The sequence below is a fragment of the Terribacillus jepli genome (genome assembly GCF_047228925.1).
Classification (GTDB): domain Bacteria; phylum Bacillota; class Bacilli; order Bacillales; family Amphibacillaceae; genus Terribacillus.
Genome location: NZ_JBFEGH010000001.1, coordinates 281355 through 299802 on the forward strand (window position 1 = coordinate 281355; position 18448 = coordinate 299802).

The following is an 18448-nucleotide window of genomic DNA, read 5'->3' on the forward strand; positions in this document are numbered from 1 at the left end:
ATAGGTGAGGCTGATGATCAAGATTAAAAAAGTACTCAATTCCAGCGTCGTACTGGTAGAGGACAAGGAGAAACAAGAATTCATTCTGTTCGGCAAAGGAATCGGCTATGGCCAGAAAGCTGGCAGTACCATCAAAGAAGATCAAGCCGACCAGACATTCATGCCGATCGAAAATGCCAAAGCCAAGGAGTTTCTGCGCCTGCTGGATTCCATTCCGCAAGCATTTATCGACCTGACTCAGCAGATCGTCCAGCACGCCGAGCAGCAGCTCGGCACCAAGCTGAACACCGGCATCTATTTCACATTGATGGACCATTTGCATTTCGCAGTGGAACGCTATAAAAAGAATATCAATATTACGAATCGCGTGTTCTGGGAGATCAAGAATTTCTACCAAGAGGAATTCGAAATCGGCACGTATGCGTTGGAGCTGATCAACAAGCAGTTCCAAATCGAGCTGCCGAAGGAGGAAGCAGCCAATATCGCTTTTCACCTAATCAACGCCCAAGGCGAAAAGCAGGAATCCAACGATGGGATGAAGTACGCCAAAATGATCGGCGGCATCGTCAACCTTGTCCGCTACGCCCTGCAAATCAAAATGGATACCGACAACATCCATTACGGCCGCTTCATTACCCATGTGAAATTCTTCGTCGAGCGCTTCTACGCAGACAGCATGCTCGACGACCCGGAAAATCTATTGTTCGAACAAATCGCCAATCTGTACCCGCAAGCCATGGACATTGCCTTCAAGATTGAGAACTACATCTCGCAGGTACACGGCACGATGCTGCCGAAAGAGGAGCTGGCGTATTTGGCGGTGCATATCCATCGATTGGCGTCTTATCAGCAGTTGAAATGAAGAGAGCCCCTTCTGTGAGAGCAGTGGGGGCTATTTGTTTACTGCATATAATTGGATTATGCTGATAGTAGATAATTTTACATTGCAAATGGAGAGTGCCAATCAATGGATAAAACAACAGATCCATATTGTATTTTACAGGGTATACTATCACGGTTTTCAATAGAAGAAAAAGAGTGGCTAGCATTCAAGGATGGAACGTCGATAAAACAAATAAAAACAGGGACATGTATCATCGAGACAGGTCAGCTTGTCCAGCATGCTTATTTTTGTACAAGTGGACTGTTCCGCCTTTTTTGCCTATTGCCGGACGGCAGGGAATACAATGTAGCCTTCACCTTGGAAAATGATTTCGCCACATCCTACGCAAGCATGATTGATGGTCAACCGTCCACATTCAGTATTGAAGCCATGGAAGACTCAATAGTTATCGAAATACCTTATTTGTTACTTCAAGAACTTATGAATAAAAGTCATATGTGGGAACGGTTTGTCAGAATAAGTGTTGAGAGACTATACACAAGAAAAGAGGAGCGTGAAAGGGAGCTGCTGTATCTTCCGGCTTTAGAACGATACCAAGCCTTCCTATTGAAATATCCCGGGTTGGAAAAGCGTATTGCGCAATATCATATTGCATCGTATATCGGTATATCGCCTGTTTCACTGAGCAGACTGCTGCATACGGTTGGAAATTAACCTATGTTAATGCACATTCTATAGCTCGTAAGTAAACTAATGACATTACAGGGAAATCGGAGGCATGCATTATGCGATATATGATGATTGTTTTACTAGAGTTCTATCCATCCTGGCTTGCTTTACCACGTGAGGAGCGCAGAAGATATGCTTCCTCGCTGCAGGAAATCATGCAAACATATGAAGAACACGTGAAGGTGCGTTTCTTTGATGCAGAAGCCCTGCCGGGAAAGGACTACACAGATTTTGTAATATGCGAAACAGATGATATGAAGTCTTATCACTTTATGTGGGAAGAAATTAGAGACTCCATTCCATACACTAAAGGGTATATGAAAATTAAAGATGTTATTATGGGTATGGAAAACGCATTTCAGTCTTATGAAAAGGAAAAATTAGAACTGGATAATTAACTCAGGTTTGTAATTATAATGATGCTGTAAAAATAGCCCTCCCTGTGTTTTCGGGAAGGGCTAATCCTTTTTATTTTTGAGTGACAAGTGAGGTTTTATGAAAAAAATATCAGCATCTCTAATTTGTGGAGAGAAGTTGTTTTGTTATTTGAATTGTCTAGATGGACATTTGGTACATGAATGGTTGTTGGTGTTTTTTGAATTTTTTGCTTACTTTAATATTCTCCTTTAATTACAAAAAACGAGCCCCTGATTGTACCAGCTAGTTTAGACTTCTGTCTAGCAAACTTAAACTTTCCTTCTAACTCCTTTGGTACCTCCATCCCTTCAGAAAGCTTAAAACCAACGGCTCGCTTCTTAGGGTTATCAACCGTATACATGACGTTGACCTCAAGGCCATCCTCATAAAAGACGTAGGCCCATTTGATATTTTCCACTTGAAAACGCGACGTTTCCAAAGGTTTGGCTGCAAACTCGATCTTACGTTCTTCTTTCAGAATTCGATTCACATAATCAAGGGTCTCCTGACTTTCGCTAGCTGGTACAACCGTAAATTCATGTTTGTATTTATTCATAAAGTAACGAGCTTCATTAGCACGCAAACCAGCAAGGGCTTCTACTACAGGTGAAGATTCTAAACCAACTGAAGATACATTTTTAAAATCAACGATATAGGACATTTCCATCGCTCCTTTTATCTCTTTATTTCCTTACAACAGGAATCCACATTTCACCAAAAACTACGCCGTTACGCTGCCCCATCTCAACCGTTGCATTTGGCCCGCCAACATAGGCAAAATTCTTTGCTTCTGGCAGGACTTGACCAAAGGCAATGCCAGTAAGCTTGTTACTCAACTCATCAGCCGTTTGTCCATCCCCTTTCACAACCAGGTATTCTCCTTTGGGAAATTGGATAACCCTGGATTCCTCTGATATCGAAGCCTCTGTCATGACACCAGCATAATACATCATCTTGTCATTCACCGCTTCGTTCACGGCAAAAATGTAGTCATTTGTGGCTATAGCCTTTAATGTATCAAGCCTTCCATCTTCTTTTACCGCCTCCCAAAAGTCTAGCTTTTCCTTGTTTATGCCAGCATAGTCTGTGTAATCGCTCTTAAGCTCCGTTCCAATACCTAACACAGTGAAGCTGTCTTTTTCTTCTAGAATATAATTTTTCATAATCAAAACCTTCTCCCTTTTTAAATTATAAAATGATTTGCCTTTTCGCTTGATGAGTTTATAATACCCTTAAATCATGTCAAAAAATGATACTGTTTAGGAGGCTCAAATGAAAAAAGTTGAACGGATTAATATCATCATGCGGTATATCAATAATCGGACCCACTTTACAATTTCTGAAATCATGCGGGAATTTAACATCTCCCGTTCGACAGCTATTAGGGATATTAGAGAAATTGAAGCCATGGGGATGCCGCTTGTCGCTGAAGTTGGTAGGGATGGTGGGTATTTTGTTATGAATAACTCTGTCCTGCCAACTGTTCGCTTTACTGATAATGAGATTAAGGCTCTATTTATAGCCTTTATGGCCACAAGAAATCAACAACTCCCTTATCTAAAGAGTCGTCAGTCTTTAGCTGAAAAATTACTAGGCCTCATTTCAGAAAACCAGCAAGATGACCTTGTTCTTTTAAATAAAATCTTACTTTTTGAAGGGACCAACCCCAATAATCCCGACCTACTTGAACTTTCAGATTTACCCCATCCTATGTTAGAAAAACTCATCGAAACCCTTCTTTTGGATAGCTATTTATTGATTTTCATCAAAGAAGGGAAGGAAATACAGTCTTATCCCATTTATCTCTTGCACCTTTATCATGAAAAAGGATTTTGGCTGATTGAGGGCTTTGACTTAAAGGATGAAAAGAGGCTGACTTTCCCTGTCGACAATCTCACCAATGTCAAAACATACCCTGCGAAAAAAAGATTAAGTAAGAAAAAGATTTTAGAAAAACTAAGTAAGCAGGAGGAAGAAATTAACCTTGTCCTTGAACTTGGACCAAATGCGATTGCCCAATTCAAAAAATACCATCCTTTAAAAGTTTCTCTTTCCTATGTGAATCCTTACCAAACTACAGCCATTCTAAAGACTTTCATCCATGTTGATAATTCAGAAGAATTGACCGAAATAATAAATTGGCTACTTTTCCTTGGTGGAGATATCAAGGTCAAGGAAGTTCCAAAAGAAGTCTTAGAAGGTTTACAAGAGAGATTAGGATTATACTGCCCATAATCAGAGCAGGATAAAACACAAATGATTTTGAGCTTGGCAAGTTGCTAGTTACCCCTATTTTCAAAACGTGCTTAAAACACGCATGATCCGATTTTAAAGGGAGAACTTTCGGCGAAGGTTTATTTTAACTTTCAGGTGGTAAGTTTAATATGCAGCTTTTAATTTATGATAGATTTATAATATTCATTTGTTTGATGCAGAATCACTTTCAACATATGAAATACTCTTAAACAACAGGTGGGATAAAGTGAAAAAACGAATTCTGGCAGGTGCTTGCCTTGCAGTCATTCCGGCTCTTTTGCTATCGGGCTGTTCGCATGAAGCAACTTCCCAAGACCAGGAGCCAAAGCCAAATGAAAAGTCGGAAATGAGCTCGGATGAGCAGCATGATGCGGATGAGAAAGTGACAAGTTCTCCGAAATCTGCGTCTGAGGCAAACTATCAAGCTATGGAACCTTCTGAGGCGGCTCAACCGCTAGAAAGTCATTATTCGAGTGAACAGCTGGCGGAAATGCCAAAAACAGAGGCGCATGGGGATGACACGGAAAGAAGTGTTCCTTTAGGTCAAACCCTGGAAAAAGGAACGGAAGATAAAACAGACGGACCGCTTCAGAAAAATAGAATCGTTTCTTATTATGGTCATCCTGATTCTACTAGCATGGGGATTCTGGGAGAGTACAGCCCGGAGGAATTAATGGGGAAATTGAAAGACCAAACCACGGCTTATTCGGAACTGGACCCTGATAGACCGGCTATTCCAGCTATCGAATTAATTGCAACTGTTGCCCAGCGAAATCCTGGAGATGATGGTCTTTATATGCATGCGACAGCTGATGCGGACATTGAAAGATATGCGAAGTTAGCCGAAAAGAATAATGCGCTGCTGATTCTGGATGTTCAATTGGGTCAAGACTCTATCATGAACCAAGTAAAATCATTGGAGAAATACTTGAAATTGCCTTATGTCCATTTGGCCATTGATACGGAATTTCATGTGAAAGAAGGGCAAGTTCCCGGCGAAGATTTGGGGCATGTCGATGGCGAGAATGTACAAGAAGCTATTGATTATGTATCAAATCTATCATCTGAGAATGGACTTCCTGACAAGCTTGTCATCGTTCACCAATTTGCAGACATCATTATCAATAATAAAGAAGCTATCCATCCCACAGAAAACGTGGAAGTGGTGCTGAACAATGATGGCCATGGAATTGCAGCTTTAAAACGATCAGGTTATCATCAGCTTGTACATAATCAGCCTATCCAATATGGAGGATTCAAGGTGTTTTATAAGAAGGACGAACCTGTCATGACACCGGAAGAGGTTCTGGAACTAGATCCTGCACCTGCTTTTGTTAATTACCAATAGTCAGTAATAGGGCGACTGAAACTCATATCATAAGTAAGGTGGATATAAATATGCTTAAAGAAGTCTGTGTAGAGAATTTTACGAATGTCCCCGACTTAATTGCCAAAGGTGCTGACCGAATTGAACTGTGTGACAATCTGGCAGTAGGAGGTACAACAGTAAGTCACGGTGTAGCGGAAGTAACGATTAACTATTGCCACGGTAAAAACATGAAGGTTATGAGCATGGTAAGGCCAAGAGGCGGAAGTTTTGTTTTCAGTAAAGAAGAAGTGGATATGATGAAGCGGGATCTTGTTCATTTAAAGGAATTAGGAACAGATGGCGTTGTGCTTGGTTGTTTAGATGACACTGGCTGGATTGATGAAGATGCTATGATTACCTTACTGGATTTAGCAAAAGGGATGGAGACAACCTTTCACATGGCATTTGATCAAATAAGCCCTGAAAATCAGCTTAAGGCGATTGATTGGCTGGTGGAACACGGCGTGCATCGAATCCTTACCCATGGAGGTCCGTTAGATACAGAGATTGAAGATAACCTAGTCAGGTTGAAGGAATATATCGAGTATGCAAATGGCAGAATCATTATCCTCCCTGGTGGAGGAGTTTCTAATAAAAACCTTGACTTCATCATATCTGAATTGAATGTCAGAGAAGTTCATGGGACAAAAATAGTTGGTTGAACGTGAAATACTAAACTCCAAGAATGATATATGTATACTTCTAAAAGGAAAAATAAACAGAGCTTATGAAAGTGGGCCTTTTCTGTGAGAGCAGAAGGGGCCATTTCTAATGGATAATATAGTTTTTGTCTTGATGGGCTTTATTGAATTCTGTTTCATAGGAAGTGAGATCCCAGCCCTCTTCGTCTTAGATTGGATTTGTAAATCAAAATAAAAGAGGACGTAACTTCGTCCTCTTGACCATCCACTTATGAAAATAGACCAAAAATCAAATCCCAAAGCCCAAGCATATCTAAAAAGACAATAATGATAGCGATTGGCGTGACATATTTTAATAAATAATACCAGACGTTAAAGAATACCCTGCCAACATTCGATCCAAGTTTCAATTCTTTATAAAGCACGCTTTTGTTCATTTTTAGTGGAACAAAGAGTGAAATAAGCAATGCTCCCAATGGCATTAAAATATTGCTAACTGTGTAATCGAATAAGTCAAATATCGTCTTGTCGAATATAAGGAAGTCAGAAAGCACGCCGTATGACAGGCAGGACGGAATTCCGACCAAGAAAATCAACATGCCGAGCAGCCATGTTCGTTTTGTGCGCTTGGTGTTGTCTTTTTTTGTCGTGGCAGCCACAAAGATCTCCAGCATAGAGAAGGCGGAGGTTAAAGCTGCAAATAAGAATAATACCAGGAAGATGATGAAGAATATGGTACCAAATTGCATATTGCTGAATACTGCTGGCAAGACAGCAAATATCAGTACCGGACCAGCATCAGGTTCCATCCCAAAGGAGAAGACTCCAGGGAAAATAGCTAAGCCTGCTAAAAGCGCTACAAAAATATTAATGATAATGATGGAAAAAGCCGCTTGCGGCAAATGCTGCGTCTTTGGCAGGTAAGAAGCATAAGTAACCATGACGGATACACCGACAGATAAAGTGAAAAATGCTTGTCCAAGTGCGAATAATACTGACTCCGATGTCAGATTAGAAAAATCAGGAACCAGCATGAACTTAATGCCTTCCATTGAGCCGTCCAAGCTGACAGAGCGAATGACTAAGACAACGAATAAGAGAAATAGCGCCGGCATCATGATTTTACTTGTTACTTCAATCCCTTTTTGCACCCCTTTGGCAACCACAAGGATGGCAATCAGCACAAAAAGAAACTGAGCGAAAAGTGTCGGGCCAGGGTTGGCGATGATGTCCTTAAACAACGTGCCATATCCATCCTGTGTTAGCCCATTGAGGCTGCCGCGGATTGCTTCAAACAGATAAATAATAATCCAGCCGCCAACAACGCTGTAAAATGATAATAAAATAAAGCAAGTGACGACACCCAGTCTGCCGATGACAGTCCAGAATGATCCAGGTGCAATCTTTTGATAAGCCGAAACAGCATCAAGCTTTGTTCTGCGGCCAATGATAAATTCCCCTAACAAAAGCGGCGCGCCTAGTATAACAGTAAAAAGTAAAAAGATTAGAAAGAAAGCGCCGCCTCCGCCAGTACCTGCGATATAAGGGAATTTCCAAATGGCTCCCAAGCCAATGGCAGAACCAGCAGCTGCCAAGATAAAACCTAGTTTCGATTTCCAGTGTTCTTGTGACATGATGCAACTCCTATTCAGATTAAACAATATTAATAGGAGAATAGTAGCATAATTACTGCTTAATGGACAGATAATTTTAAAAAATAACATTATAGAAAAGGGACAGCTGAATAGAGCATAGGTTAAAGGCAGTTGAAATAAGATAAGGCCCCCCTGTATTACAAGAGTGGCCTTATCTGTTAATACTTCTTAGCGTTCCAAAACGAATTTTAAATTTCCCCAATAATAACCCGCACAGCTTCTTCCAAATCCTTCACTGACCAAGAAGGCAGCTTAGAATTGCTTAATGCTAATTCGTGATGTGCTGGTATATGCACAAATCCTGACACCATATCCAACTTATTTGTTTCGATGTGGTGTCTGACGGTGAACATCGTTTGGTTGCACAGATAAGTGCCGGCAGTGTTGGAAATCTTGGCTGGCAGGTTATGTTCCTGCAGTTTTGCTGTCATATTTTTAATTGGCAATGTCGAGAAGTAGGCATCAGGTGCATCCTCTAGTATCTTTTGTCCGTCATACTGATTTCCGCTATTATCCGCTTCTCCGTCCATACAGTTTATCGCGATTCTTTCCGGGGTGATTCTATTTCTACCAGCAGCTAGTCCTAAAGAAATGACAGCAGAGGGCTGGTAGTTTTCGATATGTTCTAAGATGATACTGGACGTTTTTGTGAAATCCACTGGGAGCACCTTGCCGATTATCTTTTTCCCATCTATCGTTTCTCCGTCCAAGCTGCGGACAATCACTTCTGTAGGGTTGGAGTTCATCCCTAAAAAAGCTTCAAATCCTGTAAGTAATATGCTCAATTCTACAACTCCCTTTATTTTAAATACGCATCGAACCAGTTTGTTATTTCATCAAGACGAATAATACGTAAACCAGGATCTCCGCTTCGTGACAGCTCGTGGTTTGATTTAGGGAAACGTACAAAACGTGTAGGTTTCTTTTGCTGCTTTAATGCGATATACAATTGTTCGGCTTGTTCAATTGGACAGCGATAATCGTTTTCGCTATGCAAAATGAGCAGTGGCGTTTGTACATCTTTTACATAACGGAGTGGGGAGATTCTCCACAGCTCCTCGGGATCTTCCAAAACAGTGGTTTTGTGCTCCCATTCGGTAAAGAAGTAGCCGATATCACTCACACCATAGAAACTGAGCCAGTTACTAATCGAACGCTGCGTGACAGCTGCTTTAAACTTGTTCGTATGGCTGACAATCCAGTTCGTCATGAAACCGCCATAACTTCCGCCAGTAACACCTAAGCGCGATGCGTCAATCCAATCAAAGTTATCCAAAGCATAATCTACTGCGACCATCACATCGTCATAGTCAATGCCCCCATAGTCACCGCGTACGGCATCGACAAACTGCTGCCCATAGCCATGACTTCCTCTTGGATTCATGAATAGGACACCATAACCTTTTCCAGCAAGCACCTGAAACTCGTGCATAAAAGCATGACTGTACATCGCGTGTGGACCGCCATGAATTTCTAAAACAAGTGGATACGTTTCGCCTTCTTTGAAGCCGATTGGCTTCATAATCCAGCCTTGCAGCTCGGTTCCATCAATCGCTTTGAAGCGGAAGTCCTCGGGAATAGATAATGTTTTCGTTTGAAGCAACTGCTCGTTCACAGCTGTTAAACGCTGCTCTTCACCGCCTGTTAAGGTCGATGCAAATAGGTCGCCAGGAATACCGGTCTGACTTACTGCATACACAAACCGATCCTGATTTTTACCAGTACTAAACGCATAAACCTGGCGTTTCCCACCAACAACTTTGGTGATGTTTTTATCTAATGTCACTTGATATAAGCTAGTGGATCCTAGTTCGCTTGCCAAGAAGAATAGGGCATCATTTGTCTTGCTCCAAACGGCGCCAGCACTTGCAGCACCTGTGCCCATATCATTGATTGCAACATCATGGCATTCCACATCCCATTCTTTCGTCAAACAGGAGAGTTCCTTTGTTGCAAGATCCAGTGTCCATACTCTCGTAAGGGTGGCTCCTGTGTATTCCATATCATCACCGAGCAGGGATAGCTTTGTACCATCTGGAGAGTAATTTGGCGTGTAGAATACTTTGTCGCTGCTCGTGAGTTTTTCTGTACGCTCCGTAGTTAAATCCAATTGATAAATATCTGAGAAAAATGTCCGCTCCGGATCCCCTGAACGGTTGGCGCTATATGCGACATGCATTCCATTTGGTGAAAATGCAGGAGAATGATGATCGTATTGCCCGTCTGTTAGTAAGGATTGTGTGCCAGTTTCCAAGTCTATTAATACGAGATGATCAAAGGTTTCGTCTGAAAAACCCTTTGCATCGGACTTGTATTGCAGGTTCGTTGTGATATATGGTTTTAGTTTTTCCTCTGTCTTTTCCGTTTTTGTTTCCTTTTCTTCCAAGCTGTCTGCTGCGGATAGCGGTACGGTAACGATAAGCTTCTTCCCGTCTGGTGACAAAACAGGCTGAGAAGCACCTCTTTTAAAAGAGGTAACCTGACTTGCTTCACCACCGTTAAAAGCAATTTTCCATATCTGCTGCTCTCCAGATCGATTAGAAACAAAGAATATATCTCGTCCATTAGATGACCATCTCGGCTGCACATCGGAGAAATTACCTTGAGTGAATTGTGTGATTTCCTTTGAATCCACATGCATTAGGAATACATTTGATTGATATTTTTCCTTCTCATCAATAACTCTTTTAACAAAAACAACCCACTTGCCATCAGGTGAAAGCCGTGGGTCCGATAAGAAAGAAAATTCTAACAAATCTTGTGCGGAGAGGCTGTTTTTGGTCATAATTTGCTGCCTCCTGTCCCGGGATATCCATTTATTTGTTCCTGCTCCAAAATAGGAGCAGGTCGACGGAGAAACCTGTCCACGTACTCTTATACTAATTCGCCGTTTATATAAGTTTGTACTGCTTTGTTTCTCAAATCAAAGGGGTTGCCGGTCCATAGGACAAAGTCAGCATCCTTACCAGCTTCAACTGAACCAACTCGAGCGTCTACGCCTAGATGCTTCGCTGCATTTAGTGTAATGGCTTTAAGCGCCTCTTCTTCTGGCAGACCGTATTTAACAGCTAAGATTGCACTTGTCATTAAATGCTCAATTGCAATGACGGGATGATCAGTCGTGATGGAGAATGGTACAGATTCTTCTGCTAGTGCCAGCAGTGTGTTCCAGCCTTTATCGGCAAGCTCTATTTTGGAGCGGGGTGTCATTGTCGGTCCTACCGATACACGGATAGCTTGTTTGGCAATGAATGGCGCTATTTGATGTCCTTCTGTACAATGCTCGATAGTCAAATCAATATCAAATTCATTTTTTAACCGTAAGACAGTGACAATATCATCAGCGCGGTGAGCATGTACGCGAAGCGGTATTTCTTTGTTCAATACTTTGACGATATGCTCTAAGCCTATGTTTCTGGCTGCTTTTCCAGCTTTGCGATCTTCCTTATATGTTTGTGCCTCAATCAATTTCTCGCGAAGAATGGCTGCGATTCCCATTCTGGTTGTCGGCATTCTGCCTTTATCACCATGGAACCGTTTTGGATTTTCACCTGTGGCAGCTTTCAGACCTGAAGGATTACGGATGACCATTTCATCCACGATTGTACCTGTTGTTTTTAACACACACATTTCACCGCCAATGACATTGGCACTTCCAGGCATTACTTGGACTGTGGTAACGCCTGAACGTCTTGCATCCTCAAATCCTCTATCTTGCGGGTTTATCCCGTCAATTGCGCGTACCTGTGGTGTGGCTGCGGCGCTTGTTTCATTGAAGTCGTGCCCTTCTTTTCCTATTCCTTCTTCATGCACACCCAAATGGGTATGGACATCAATTAATCCTGGGGTAAAGTATGTACCACTAGCATCAATGATTTCATAGTCTTCGGGGATGCTGGATGTTCCGATAGAAGTGAATTTCCCGTCTTTTATTAGAATAGTTGCATCGCTTAATGTCTTTCCTGTTCCGTCTACTCCAGATACATTTGTTATGGCCTTCATATAATAACCTCCAATAAAATCTAAATTATCATTGATTTCTGAAAATTAATCTACTATAATACCCTCTATACCTGATTCCTTATTACGATATTAAATCAATTTATAAATATTGTAAATGTTCCTCAATGTAAGATTATGTATCAAAAAAGGAAAATATAAATGTGAAAAGTCCGAAAGTGGGAAGAGTAGTGGAGTATCAAATCGATGAGTTAGACCGCGGTATTATCCGAATGTTGTCCAAGGATGGCCGCTTAGCTTTTTCAGAAATAGCAAGTGAATTAAAAGTGACGGAGAAAACAATCAGACTTCGTTACAAAAACTTAGTGCAGCACAACATCATTGAAGTAGTTGGCGTTGTGAATCCAATCGCACTTGGTTTAAAAGCTGGAGCGATCATTCAAATAAAAACAAAGCAAGGCACGATTACAAAAGTAAGGGAAGCACTCAGCATGATAAAAGAAGTTCGCTATATTACGATGACTAGCGGAAACTATCAGCTGCTGATTCAAATTAATGTCCGAAGCCAGGAAGATATAAAGGACTGTATGCTCAAGCTCGACGGTATCGAAGGTATTACAGAAATCAATACGATTATTCAATTAGAAAACTACAAGAATACGTTCGAATATCTCTAGAAAGGAGCTGCTCACTTGATTGAATTAGTAAAGAAGCTAACAAGTCTGCACGGCCCAAGTGGCTATGAACAGGAAGTTAGTTATTTTCTAAGAGATTATCTAAAGGATAAAGTAGATGAAGTGGTGATAGATCCTATTGGTAATGTTATCGCCAAAAGGAAAGGCACAACGCCAGGACCAGCGATTCTGTTAACTGCGCATATGGATGAAGTCGGTTTTATTGTGAAGAAGATAGAATCAAATGGATTCCTTCGCTTTGAAAAGCTGGGCGGCAATGATGATCGAAATCTCATTGCCCAGCCGGTAAAGATATTAGGCGAGGAAGGGCATATCAATGGAGTAATTGGAACGCTTTCTGCACACTTTGCTAAATTTGATGACGCACAAAAGGTGAGAAAGCATAGTCAGCTATACATAGATGTTGGAGCAAGTTCTTATCAAGAAGTACTGGAAATGGGGATAGAGGTTGGAACCCCTGTTACTTGGGGGTCTGAACTGCAGATTCTCGGGACTTCTGAAAAACCGAAAATACGTTCCAAGTCATTGGATGATCGTGCTGGATGCGCTGTAATTCTGCAAGTCTTAGAAGAAATAGAGCAAGATTTTACAGGTGAGCTCATTTGTTTATTCACAGTTCAGGAAGAAGTAGGATTACGAGGGGCAAAAACGGCGTCAGAATATATTGATGCAGACGTCGCTATAGCAATTGATACAACTGCAGTAAGTGATACGTTAGAGCAAACAATGGATCAGACCCTCAGATTAGGGAACGGGACAGGAATTAAAGTGATGGATGCAAGTTTGATTGTCCCAAACACCATGAAGAAGCTGCTCGTTCAGCTAGCAAAGCAACATAAGATTCCTTATCAGCTGGAAGTGTTTACAGGGATTGGCACAGACGGCGGTGCGGTCACTTATGCGAACAAAGGAATTCCGACAGGTGTGTTATCAATTCCTTCCCGCTACACTCATTCAAGCATCGAACTTATAGATGTAAGTGACTTGATCGCAACAAAGGATTTAGTAAAAGCCTTTATAAAGAGTGTCGATGAACAATCAAAGTTTCCTTTTTGAGTAGCAGCTATTTTTTTAAGTTAATTAGTTAGAAAATTTATAATTATCATTCAAGGGTGGGTCATAATGAAAATATTTATTTCGGCAGATATGGAAGGTATCTCCGGTGTAGCAACCAATCAGCAGTTGAAAACAAATTCCGAATACCAGCGCTTCAGAAAGCTGATGACAGCAGATGTGAATGCGGCCATTGAAGGAGCCTTTAACGGCGGAGCAAATGAGGTTGTCGTCGCCGATGGGCATGGCAATATGTCCAACATACTAGTAGAAGAGCTGGATCCGCGTGCAAGACTGGTGTCTGGTAATAACCGCGTCATGTGCCAGCTGGAAGGTTTGGATGGCACCTTCGATGGAATCATGTTCGTTGGACATCACGGGCGTGAAGCTGGATCCGAACGTACGGTCATCAGTCATACACTGGCAGGTATCTGCGTGAATGAAATGAAGATCAATGATAGAGTTGTTGGCGAAACGGAAATGAACACACTAGTTGCAGGCGGCTTTAACGTTCCGGCGATTTTCATCAGTGGTGACGATGCGTATGTAAAAGAGGTACAAGAAACATTGCCCGATGTAAAAGGTGCTGTGACAAAACGTGCTATGGACCGGTTTGCGGCCGAGCTGCTTCATCCAGAGGTTGCCCGCAAAGAGATCCGGGAAAAAGCAGAACTAGCAGTGAAAGATATCAAGAGTTTTAAGCCGCAGACAGTGGAAGGACCTGTCACTTTTAACATCGTGTTTAAAGGACCACAGCAGGCCATGATGACGACAACACTTCCTACAGTGGAACTGACTGGTCCGCGAAGCATCCGCTTTACTTGTGATGATATTGTCACAGCGTACAAGCATATGTGGGGCTGTGTGATTATTGCGATGACAGCGACAAATGGTGTGCTTGGCAGTGTGAATGCATAAGTGTAACAGTTAGAAAAATAGTGGAGGTGAAACCGTGTATATTGTAAAACGAGTCCTTATCATGCTGCTGACGATATGGGTCATTGCGAGTTTGACATTTTTGATTATGAAGTTTATACCAGGTGATCCATTCGCTTCAGATGCAGATGTGCTTCCAGAAGAAGTATTACAAAATATCAGGGCTAAATACAACATGGACGAACCAATAGCAGTGCAATATGTGCTGTATATGAGGGATTTAGTGACATTTGATTTAGGGTTCTCCATTCAATCCGAAACAAGATCCGTAAATTCCATCATTGCCGATGGGGCACCAGCATCCGCCTTACTAGGTTTGCAGGCTTTGGGTATAGCCTTAGTTCTAGGACTGCTGTTAGGAATCGTCGCAGCTTTGAATCATAACAAAGTACTCGATTATGTATCGATGTTTGTCGCGATAATCGGTATATCTGTTCCGAGCTTTATCCTGGCTCCGCTGCTTATCAAGTACTTTGCCGTAGAGTGGGGCATGCTGCCTGTTGCATCATGGGGAACATGGCAGCATTCGATTTTACCAACCTTAGCATTAGCTGCTACGCCGCTTGCTGTTATCGCACGATTTATGCGTTCCAGCATGCTCGAAGTAACGAATCAGAATTATATCAAGACAGCAGACGCCAAAGGGCTGTCCAAGACAAAGCTAGTCATCAGGCACGGTATCCGAAATGCTATCCTGCCGGTTATTTCTTTCATAGGTCCTTTATTTGTGTCCTTAATTACCGGAACATTCGTTATTGAGAAAATATTCGCAATTCCGGGCATCGGCCGTTACTTCGTAGATAGTATTTTCAATCGGGACTATCCAGTCATCATGGGAACAACCATTTTCTTCAGTGTATTGCTGGTCGTGACATTATTCATCATCGATTTATCTTACCGCTATATCGACCCAAGAATAAAACTAACGAGTGGAGGGGAGTAAGATGGAAGCTAAACGCGTGGATGATTCCCTTTTTCGCCCCCTATCACCAGAAAAAAAAGGACATGACCCTATCCAGCGCCCGAGCATGAGCGTGTGGAAGGAAACAATCCTTTCCGTTCTGAAAAACAAGATGGCAGTGCTTGGGTTCACCTTACTGCTCATGATTGGATTTCTGGCAATAGCCGGCCCGCATATGGTTCCATTCGATCCGGCCAAACAGGATCTGATCAACACCAACGTTGCACCAAACAGTGAGCATTGGTTCGGAACCGATGACTTAGGACGGGATGTATGGTCGAGAACCTGGTATGGCGCCAGGGTTTCCCTTACCATCGGGCTCATTGCCGCAGCGATTGATATCATCCTCGGGGTAACAATCGGAGGAATCTCTGGTTACATGGCCGGCCGAAGCAAGTTCGGTGACCGGATTGATAGTATCTTAATGCGAATCGTTGAAATTCTGTACGGTATTCCTTACCTGCTGATTGTCATCCTGCTGATGGTGATCATGGAGCCAGGTATTACATCGATCATCATTGCGTTGTCGGTTACCGGCTGGGTAGGGATGGCGAGGATTATACGCGGTCAGATACTCCAGCTGAAGTCACAGGAATATGTGTTAGCTGCCCAGAAGATGGGGACCTCCCACCCCAAAATCATTTGGCGGCATTTGATTCCAAACACAGCAGGTATCATCATCGTTAACCTAACCTTTACGATACCTTCCGCGATCTTTGCGGAGTCATTCTTAAGCTTCTTAGGATTAGGAGTTCAAGCCCCATTTGCAAGCTGGGGGACGATGGCGAACGATTCCTTAGGCGTTATTCTCAGCGGGCAGTGGTGGCGACTCTTCTTCCCAGGTTTCATGATTGCCCTCACCATGTTTGCGTTTAACGCATTCGGGGACGGCCTGCAGGATGCACTTGATCCGAAAGCAACTAAATAGGAGGTGGGATGTTGGAACGCTTATTGGAAGTAAACAATTTGGAAGTGAGTTTTAAGACATATGGAGGAGAAGTACAAGCAGTCCGGGATGTTTCCTTTCATGTTGATAAGGGAGAAATCCTAGCCATAGTCGGTGAAAGCGGCAGCGGGAAAAGTGTGACCGTGCAATCCATCATGGGTCTGATCCCAACTCCGCCAGGCAAAATAAAAAACGGAGAAGTGCTTTTAGAAGGGCAGGATCTATTGAAGCTATCCAAACGGGATATGCAAAAGGTGAAAGGCTCACAGATCAGTATGGTCTTTCAGGATCCGATGACTTCCTTGAACCCTACGATGAAGGTCGGCAAACAAATTGCAGAAAGTATTACCACCCATCAAAACATCAAAGGACAGGAAGCAAAGGAACGCGCGATCGACATGATCCGGCGTGTCGGCATTTCAAACCCTGCCGAACGCTATGAGCAGTATCCGCATGAATTCAGCGGCGGGATGCGCCAGCGGATCATGATTGCCATCGCCCTGGCATGTCATCCGAAGGTACTTCTTGCGGATGAACCTACGACAGCATTGGATGTAACCATTCAAGCACAGGTACTGGATTTAATGAAGAATCTAAAAGACGAAATGGATACTTCTATTATATTGATTACCCACGATCTTGGAGTTGTTGCAGAGACAGCGGAACGGGTTGCTGTCATGTACGGCGGCATGATTGTCGAAACAGCTCCGGTTAATGAATTATTCCATAATCCAAAGCACCCATACACATGGGGTCTGCTGGAGTCGATTCCAGATATAGACGCTGCAGATAAAAAACGGTTAGTGCCAATCGAAGGCGCACCGCCGGATTTATTTTCCCCTCCGAAGGGCTGCCCATTTGCGCCACGGTGTAAATATGCGATGGACGTTTGCGTCGAAGAAATGCCTCCTGCTTTTTCTATCGAAAGTGGACATGAAGCGAAATGCTGGCTGAACGATTCCAGATCACCAGCCCTCAAAGAATTGGTTGCAGCAGGGAGGCAGTTGACATGACGGAAACGATCATCCAGATCGAGCAAATGAAGAAATACTATCCGATCGGCAAGGAACAAACGGTTAAATCTGTTGATGATATCTCTATTGAAATAAAACGCGGTGAAACATTCGGGCTGGTAGGAGAAAGCGGCAGCGGTAAATCGACGCTTGGCAAAACGATAGTCGGCTTGGAAGACCCGACCTCAGGCAAGATCGTCTACAATGATCTGGATTTGAGTCAATTAAATAAGAAGCAAAAGAGACAGATAAACCGGGAAATTCAAGTCATCTTCCAGGACCCGCACGCCTCGTTGAATCCACGGATGCGTGTTGGCGATATTATTGCAGAAGGGATTGATGCCCATAAACTAGCGACAGGCAAAAACCGGCAGGATCGTGTGTATGAGCTATTAGAAAGAGTTGGATTGCAGCCAGAGCATGCCAAACGCTACCCGCATGAATTCAGTGGCGGGCAGCGGCAGCGGATTGGGATTGCCCGGGCACTTGCGGTTGAACCGAAATTCATCGTAGCGGATGAACCGATATCAGCACTTGATGTATCCATTCAAGCACAAGTAATCAATCTGCTGGAAGATCTAAAAGAACAAGAGGATCTGACATACTTATTCATTGCCCATGATTTAGGCATGGTCAAGCACATCAGTGACCGCATTGGTGTCATGTACTTAGGGAAAATGATGGAACTATCCGACAGCGACGAGCTGTTTCGCGAGCCGTTTCATCCTTATACAAAAGCGCTATTATCTGCTATTCCTATTGCAAATCCCGAAGCTGAAAGACGTGAAAGAATTGTGTTGGAGGGCGATCCGCCAAGTCCAGTCGACCCGCCAAGCGGATGTCGTTTCCGGACACGATGTCCATTTGCGATGGATGTGTGTGCCAAGGAAGTGCCAGAGTGGCGAGAAGTGAAAGAGAAACACTGGACAGCGTGTCATCTTTACAACCAATAATTAAAATTTGAAGGGGGAAG

General features: G+C 42.8%; 19 protein-coding genes. 13 read left to right on the top strand and 6 right to left on the bottom strand.

Annotation, left to right across the window (positions count from 1 at the left end; genetic code table 11):
- Positions 1-13: 13 nt before the first annotated feature.
- From AB1K91_RS01445 to AB1K91_RS01455, 3 genes are all read left to right on the top strand, one after another.
- On the top strand, positions 14-862 hold the full coding sequence (locus AB1K91_RS01445) for a PRD domain-containing protein (RefSeq protein WP_413087551.1): 849 nt from the start codon (positions 14-16) through the stop codon (positions 860-862).
- 105 nt (positions 863-967) lie between these two features.
- Positions 968-1558 carry a Crp/Fnr family transcriptional regulator gene (locus tag AB1K91_RS01450; protein WP_413087552.1) on the top strand — a complete coding sequence of 197 codons (591 nt, stop codon included), beginning with the start codon at positions 968-970 and terminating at the stop codon, positions 1556-1558.
- Positions 1559-1629: 71 nt separating this feature from the next.
- Positions 1630-1971: a darcynin family protein gene (locus tag AB1K91_RS01455; protein WP_413087553.1), complete on the top strand. Its 342-nt coding sequence runs from the start codon at positions 1630-1632 to the stop codon at positions 1969-1971.
- A 215-nt stretch (positions 1972-2186) separates the two neighbouring features.
- Here AB1K91_RS01455 and AB1K91_RS01460 read toward each other — a convergent pair whose 3' ends face one another.
- A complete protein-coding gene (locus tag AB1K91_RS01460; protein ID WP_413087554.1) occupies positions 2187-2651 on the bottom strand; it encodes a DUF8821 family protein in 465 nt (154 codons plus the stop codon).
- Positions 2652-2673: 22 nt separating this feature from the next.
- Positions 2674-3153, bottom strand: a complete 480-nt coding sequence (locus tag AB1K91_RS01465; protein ID WP_413087555.1) for a GyrI-like domain-containing protein — start codon at positions 3151-3153, stop codon at positions 2674-2676.
- Positions 3154-3262: 109 nt separating this feature from the next.
- On the opposite strand from AB1K91_RS01465, the gene AB1K91_RS01470 reads away from it, so the two are divergent.
- The 3 genes from AB1K91_RS01470 to AB1K91_RS01480 all read left to right on the top strand — a co-directional run bounded on the left by AB1K91_RS01470 (position 3263) and on the right by AB1K91_RS01480 (position 6277).
- Complete coding sequence (locus AB1K91_RS01470) at positions 3263-4225, top strand: helix-turn-helix transcriptional regulator (RefSeq protein ID WP_413087556.1); 963 nt, start codon at positions 3263-3265, stop codon at positions 4223-4225.
- A 247-nt stretch (positions 4226-4472) separates the two neighbouring features.
- Entirely contained in the window at positions 4473-5594 is a 1122-nt protein-coding gene (locus AB1K91_RS01475) for a hypothetical protein (protein ID WP_413087557.1), read from the top strand.
- A 50-nt stretch (positions 5595-5644) separates the two neighbouring features.
- Complete coding sequence (locus AB1K91_RS01480; protein ID WP_413087558.1) at positions 5645-6277, top strand: copper homeostasis protein CutC; 633 nt, start codon at positions 5645-5647, stop codon at positions 6275-6277.
- Positions 6278-6525: 248 nt separating this feature from the next.
- Here AB1K91_RS01480 and AB1K91_RS01485 read toward each other — a convergent pair whose 3' ends face one another.
- The 4 genes from AB1K91_RS01485 to AB1K91_RS01500 form a co-directional block, all read right to left on the bottom strand.
- The gene (locus tag AB1K91_RS01485) at positions 6526-7890 is read right to left on the bottom strand and encodes a sodium-dependent transporter (RefSeq protein ID WP_413087559.1); all 1365 of its coding nucleotides are present in this window, start codon (positions 7888-7890) and stop codon (positions 6526-6528) included.
- Positions 7891-8099: 209 nt separating this feature from the next.
- Complete coding sequence (locus AB1K91_RS01490) at positions 8100-8696, bottom strand: pyroglutamyl-peptidase I (RefSeq protein WP_413087560.1); 597 nt, start codon at positions 8694-8696, stop codon at positions 8100-8102.
- Positions 8697-8710: 14 nt separating this feature from the next.
- The gene (locus AB1K91_RS01495) at positions 8711-10696 is read right to left on the bottom strand and encodes a S9 family peptidase (protein ID WP_413087561.1); all 1986 of its coding nucleotides are present in this window, start codon (positions 10694-10696) and stop codon (positions 8711-8713) included.
- A gap of 89 nt (positions 10697-10785) precedes the next feature.
- Positions 10786-11913, bottom strand: coding sequence for an amidohydrolase (locus tag AB1K91_RS01500; RefSeq protein ID WP_413087562.1), 1128 nt, complete (start codon positions 11911-11913; stop codon positions 10786-10788).
- Between the two features lie 161 nt (positions 11914-12074).
- Between AB1K91_RS01500 and AB1K91_RS01505 the strand changes: the two genes are divergently transcribed.
- The 7 genes from AB1K91_RS01505 to AB1K91_RS01535 all read left to right on the top strand — a co-directional run bounded on the left by AB1K91_RS01505 (position 12075) and on the right by AB1K91_RS01535 (position 18428).
- Positions 12075-12548, top strand: coding sequence for an Lrp/AsnC family transcriptional regulator (locus tag AB1K91_RS01505; RefSeq protein ID WP_413087563.1), 474 nt, complete (start codon positions 12075-12077; stop codon positions 12546-12548).
- 15 nt (positions 12549-12563) lie between these two features.
- On the top strand, positions 12564-13622 hold the full coding sequence (locus AB1K91_RS01510; RefSeq protein ID WP_413087564.1) for a M42 family metallopeptidase: 1059 nt from the start codon (positions 12564-12566) through the stop codon (positions 13620-13622).
- A gap of 66 nt (positions 13623-13688) precedes the next feature.
- Positions 13689-14537: a M55 family metallopeptidase gene (locus tag AB1K91_RS01515; protein ID WP_413087565.1), complete on the top strand. Its 849-nt coding sequence runs from the start codon at positions 13689-13691 to the stop codon at positions 14535-14537.
- A 34-nt stretch (positions 14538-14571) separates the two neighbouring features.
- Positions 14572-15498 (top strand): ABC transporter permease, encoded by a 927-nt coding sequence (locus AB1K91_RS01520; protein WP_413087566.1) that lies wholly within the window; start codon positions 14572-14574, stop codon positions 15496-15498.
- Position 15499: 1 nt separating this feature from the next.
- Positions 15500-16444, top strand: coding sequence for an ABC transporter permease (locus AB1K91_RS01525; protein WP_413087567.1), 945 nt, complete (start codon positions 15500-15502; stop codon positions 16442-16444).
- An 8-nt stretch (positions 16445-16452) separates the two neighbouring features.
- Entirely contained in the window at positions 16453-17475 is a 1023-nt protein-coding gene (locus tag AB1K91_RS01530) for an ABC transporter ATP-binding protein (protein ID WP_413087568.1), read from the top strand.
- On the top strand, positions 17472-18428 hold the full coding sequence (locus AB1K91_RS01535; RefSeq protein ID WP_413087569.1) for an ABC transporter ATP-binding protein: 957 nt from the start codon (positions 17472-17474) through the stop codon (positions 18426-18428). The genes AB1K91_RS01530 and AB1K91_RS01535 overlap by 4 nt, the downstream gene beginning before the upstream one ends.
- The last annotated feature ends 20 nt before the right edge of the window (positions 18429-18448 follow it).